The sequence below is a fragment of the Mycobacterium sp. TH-M25 genome, from assembly GCF_057473665.1.
This window is the reverse complement of sequence record NZ_JBYCLA010000177.1, coordinates 1-4,789: the sequence shown is the minus strand read 5'-3', so window position 1 is coordinate 4,789 and position 4,789 is coordinate 1. Positions and strand designations below refer to the sequence as shown.

The following is a 4,789-nucleotide window of genomic DNA, read 5'->3' as shown; positions in this document are numbered from 1 at the left end:
GCAAGGGCGCCTTTCCCGGCGCCAGAGGTGCCAGCGGGCCATATCGGCCGCACCGCGGCCGACCTTGACGCCGGCCCCCAGGCGGGCGTCCCCGCCGACTTGTCGGCGTCACTGCCTGATTGCACGCCAGCAAGTGCGACTCGTCCATCCCGTTCGGCGGCCACGAGACTTCCTCCGGCCGATCTACGTCGGCGTTCGTCTAATGCGCGGACCGGCCGACGACGAGACGCTGGTGAGCCCGGTTCAAGCAGGCTCTGCGGCCCTGCTCGCGGCGGCCGGCCGGTCCCGCCCGGCGTGCCGGCTGCGCCGGCCGGCCTGGCGCCGGTACACAATGGGGCAGTGGACCGTGATATCGAGACCAGCCTGTCACTGGTACTGGCTGCTGCCGATGACCCAGCGGCCGCCGCACATCTGCGATGGGTCGTCACCGGCGAGGTCGTCGCCCGCCAGCTGGCGATCGACATGGCGTGGCCAGCCGACTCTGACGACGTGCGATAGACGCGAGGCCGTCAACAATCAGCCCAGCTTGGTAGCTGCGTGACAGCCGCCCGCCTTGTAGGCTGCGCGGTAATCGCCATGCCATGCGGCGGGAGCCGCGACAGCCTTCGCCGCGACCGAAGACCTAACCGGCGGTAAGCCCCTCTAGGGGCAATGGCGGTTCCTTCCTGTTCCCTGCGGAGTCGGCAGGCGGTCGCGGAGCTGGCAGCCGGCCGCGTGAATCAGGAGGCTTTCTCCCTTGGTTGAGTCGAACCGTCTCAAGAAACTCGCCCGCCGCTACATGGCCGAGCACCCTGACGTGAAGTACCAGACGGCGCTCGATGCCGTCGCGTCGGCGACTATCGAGCCGGCCGCGGTTTCCGCTTGGGTGACCGCGCTCGGCGGCCTGGCCACCGCGGCCCAGATCGCGGAGCGCTGGAGGGAATCACCATTGTCTCCGTCCCGCCTGCGTGTCCCACTCGGGTTCTTTACCCCGCCGGCCGACAGCCCGGGCGACCCCGCGGAAACCGCTTTTCTCACTCTCGGCACCGCGGGCGCCGCTGCTGCTGGGAATGTGGCGATCATCGGACGTACCGGCAGCGGTAAATCGACCGCACTGCAAACCGTAATGATGAGCCTGGCCGCACAGTACGACCCGGATTGCTTGCGGTTCGCCCTCATTGACGCCAAGGGCACGCGGACCTTCTCGCCGCTCGCCGAGCTGCCGCACACGATCGCGTGCAGCCGTGAGCATCCGTCGACCGTGGTCGCTGTCGCTCGCCGGCTTTCGGGAGAGATCGAAATCCGGGACCGGCAAGTAACCGCCGCCGGTGCTAAAAGCATCCACGAGTACCGCGACCTCGCCACTTGTGACGGCACCACCCCGTTGCCGGACCTGATTGTGGCGGTGGACGAGTTCCACGAGATCCGGCGTCGGTTCCCCTACGTCGCCAAGACCATCTACGACGTGCTGGAGCGGGGTTCAGACCTTGGCGTTCACGTCGTGCTCGCTGACCACGCGGTGTATGACGACGGGGTGCTTCGCGGCTTCGCCAATCAGCTGATGATGTCACCGCCACGCTCGGGCGATCAGAGAACCGCCGGTGGCCGGCCCGTCGTGGCGGTGGTCGACCTGTGTCCCGGCGCCGGTTACCTGCGCACGCCGGAGATGTCGGACCCCAGGCAGGTTCGTGTGTTCGACTCGACTGGCTGGGACGGCGGGCGCTTGTGCGGTCTGATCATCGCGGCGGCCGCAATATCGCATCCGGCCTGACGGCAACGCCCTGGCGGCAGATGATGCCCCAAACGGCATGTAGGTGTCCGGGGTTAATTTCCACCCCGGTTTACTACACGACCGCGCGGCTCCACGCGCCCGGCAGCCGTGCGCCGCTGGCTAGGGCTTTGTCGAGCTCGTCGAAGTGCTCGGCCAGGTGCAGTGCCTGGGTGCGCAGTTCCTCGTAGTCGCTGCGTTCGTCGGCTTCCAGCAGCAGCGCCAACCCGGTGCGTGCTTCCTCAAGCGTGCTGGTCGTGTTTCTCATGGGTTTGATCTTCCTGTACGGCTGTCGTCGGCGGCGCCGCCACCGGCGGGCGGGCGGAAATTAATTCCGGAGGCGTTTCCGCTTGCAGTGGGGCGGCCCGGTGGGGCAGGGGTTGCCTGCGCCCACCGGGCGGGCGGGATCACATGGTTTGCAGCACTTTCCATGCGTCGAGTTTGAGCGTTTCGGTGGCGCTGCCGGTGGTGACGGTTCGCAGTGCGCGGGCGTCGGCGGCCTGGCCGGCGTTGCGTGCGCCGCGGACGGGCTGATAGTGGTCGAGGTATTCGGTGACGGCGTTGTATGCCGCCCACCGGGTTCCTCCGATTCCGGTGAGGGTGGGCGATGAGACGAACAGTTTGACGATGGCGTTGGCTTTGTCGCGGCGGCGTGTTCGCGTTGCGGCGCTGTCGGCCTCGTCGACCTTGAGCAGGGTGTTGGTGAAGCTGCGCATCTCGGCCGGCTCCATCGGGGCGGCACACAGCGCAGCGGCTTCGGCCTCGAATCCGTCGAGGTAGCGCCAGGTCAGGCCAAGCGTGTTGCGGGCTTCTTGGATGGCTCCCCGCGCTCCGGCGGTGTGCCGGGTGCTGAAACTGGATTTGGCCCGGTTGATGGCCGCCCGCTGGGTGTTGGCGCAGACGATGCGGACGGGGGTGACCAGGACGCGAAACGCTGCGGACCCGTCGTGGCTGTTGAGTGCGGCAAGGTAGAAATCGGTGCGGTCTTGTTGCCCGCCTGGGCCGGTGAGGGTCATGCTTTTCGGCAGCTTCATGGTGACGAAGGTTTGCCGGCCGCCGTGCAATGCTCCCGCGGTCTCGAAGTGCGCCCCGCTTTCGTCGGTGATGGCGTCGAGCAGGCTGCACGATTGTTCGTTTTGCACCGGCTCGTATTTCGATCCGACCACGCCGAGGTAGTCGACGGCCTGGCTGATGGGGTTGTCGCGGACGGTGGCGTACATGTCCGGCACCGGGATCGGAGGCGGCGTGGTTACCCCGTCTTCGCTGATGATGGGCTCTTGGGGGATGACGAGCGGCATCTTGCGGACATGCCACCCGGCTAGGTGCGCGGCTTCCATCGCTTCGCGTGCGGTCATGGCGTGTCCGACGGCCTGGCCGAGTCGATGCCAGGCGTCTGCCCGGGAGTCTGCGTAGCTGGCAGTGTCGTTGGTGATGTCGAGGTGGTGTGCCATGTTGAGCGCCTTTCCTGTAAGGGTGATGGTCGGCCATCCCGCCAACCGTTTTCTTTGCCTTCCGGCGCGTAGATCAACAACCGGCATTAGGGCCGGGGTGAGCGTCAAGGGGACGGCGCAAAGTTTCCCCAGCGAGCGTCAGCGAGTGGCTTGGGGGAAGTTTGCGAGCCGTAGGCCGTAGTTGCCCCTTGCGCGGCCGGCCCGCCGGTAATGATCGGAGGCCGGAAAGGCAAGTGGCACACCGAATCACAGCGTGCTCCGTGCGGTAGTGCTCAACAATGTCGTGCTCCGGTGTTAGCTTTGGCCGCGCTGGCCTGCTTGTTGGACACGGCTGGTTGTCGCCCACCGACTCGGCCAGCAGATACTCTCCAGACCAGGGTGCAGACAGGGGCCACCCGGCGAGAGGGGCAACGTGACCGTGGACGGTACCGCCGTTGCAGCCGCCGCCGGACTTAGCCGCGAAACTGCTTGCCGTATACCGAAGGTGAGTCTGCACTGCCACCTGCTCGGGTCGGTGCCAGCCGCGACGGCAGTCGAGCTGGCCCACGCCAACAGCGTCGAGTTCGCGGGCAATCCGTCCGCCGACACCATCTACGATGCGGCCGCCTACGAAGATCTCGCCCAGTTCCTCTCCGTCTACGACGGAATCGGGCGGTCGCTGCGCACCCGCGACGACTTCCGGCGGATCACCTACGAGTCGCTGACGGTGTTCGGCGCCGACCACAACGTCTGGTACCGCGAAATCTTCGTCAGCCCTCAACTGAGCCCACTGCCATCCCGGGAGGCCCTATCGGGGGTGTGCGACGGCATCCGAGACGCCAAGATCGACACGGGCATCGACGCCAGAATCATCATGGCCGTCAACCGCGAACACAGCCCGGCGCAGGCAGTTGAGTTCGTGGAGCAGCTAATCGAACATCGCGTCGACGAGGTGGTCGGCGTCGGCCTGGACGCCGATGAAACCAAAGGCCCACCTGGGTTGTTCTCGGCGGCGTTCGCGCTGGCGCACCGCGCCGGCCTGGGCTGCACCGCACACTCCGAGAACGGACCCCCGCGCAACATAGAAGTGCTGCTCGACCGCTTGCATTGCACCCGGGTGGACCACGGCTACCACGTGGTCACCAACGAACGGATCGCCCGCCGCTGCGCCGACGAGCAAGTCCTGTTCACGACCACACCCGTCAGCGCCGACATCGGCCGCTATGGCGGCTCCGGTGGCGGCACCCACCGCCGCATCAAACAGATGATCGACCTCGGCCTGAAGGTCTGCGTCGACTCTGACGACCCGCCGATGTTCGGCACCGACCCCTCCAACGACTATCACGTCCTCGGGGCCGCACTGAACTACCAGCTGCCTCAACTGCTGCAACTCACTCGCAACGCGATTGACGGCTCTTGGCTCGACGACACCGACAAGAAAACCCTGCACAAACGACTGGCCGCCTGGGCCGCCGCTTGATCGCGGAACAACGCCGTGATCGGCACATGACCACGCTATGTCGACCAACGGTGCCAGGGGAGGGGAACGGCGGCGTGTTTTCAACGTCATCGAGTCTCTTATAGTCCCTTTTGCCTGTATATTGCGGTTCGA

At 66.4% G+C, this 4,789-nt stretch carries 5 protein-coding genes; 3 read left to right on the top strand and 2 right to left on the bottom strand.

The window, feature by feature from the left end:
• Positions 1 to 339: 339 nt before the first annotated feature.
• Positions 340 to 498: a hypothetical protein gene (locus tag AC2VOU_RS06035; protein WP_486956551.1), complete on the top strand. Its 159-nt coding sequence runs from the start codon at positions 340 to 342 to the stop codon at positions 496 to 498.
• A gap of 238 nt (positions 499 to 736) precedes the next feature.
• On the top strand, positions 737 to 1,750 hold the full coding sequence (locus tag AC2VOU_RS06030; RefSeq protein WP_486956550.1) for an FtsK/SpoIIIE domain-containing protein: 1,014 nt from the start codon (positions 737 to 739) through the stop codon (positions 1,748 to 1,750).
• A 73-nt stretch (positions 1,751 to 1,823) separates the two neighbouring features.
• Here AC2VOU_RS06030 and AC2VOU_RS06025 read toward each other — a convergent pair whose 3' ends face one another.
• Positions 1,824 to 2,015, bottom strand: coding sequence for a hypothetical protein (locus tag AC2VOU_RS06025; RefSeq protein WP_486956549.1), 192 nt, complete (start codon positions 2,013 to 2,015; stop codon positions 1,824 to 1,826).
• A gap of 139 nt (positions 2,016 to 2,154) precedes the next feature.
• Complete coding sequence (locus AC2VOU_RS06020; RefSeq protein WP_486956548.1) at positions 2,155 to 3,198, bottom strand: DUF932 domain-containing protein; 1,044 nt, start codon at positions 3,196 to 3,198, stop codon at positions 2,155 to 2,157.
• A gap of 484 nt (positions 3,199 to 3,682) precedes the next feature.
• Between AC2VOU_RS06020 and add the strand changes: the two genes are divergently transcribed.
• Positions 3,683 to 4,657, top strand: coding sequence for an adenosine deaminase (add, locus tag AC2VOU_RS06015; RefSeq protein ID WP_486956547.1), 975 nt, complete (start codon positions 3,683 to 3,685; stop codon positions 4,655 to 4,657).
• The last annotated feature ends 132 nt before the right edge of the window (positions 4,658 to 4,789 follow it).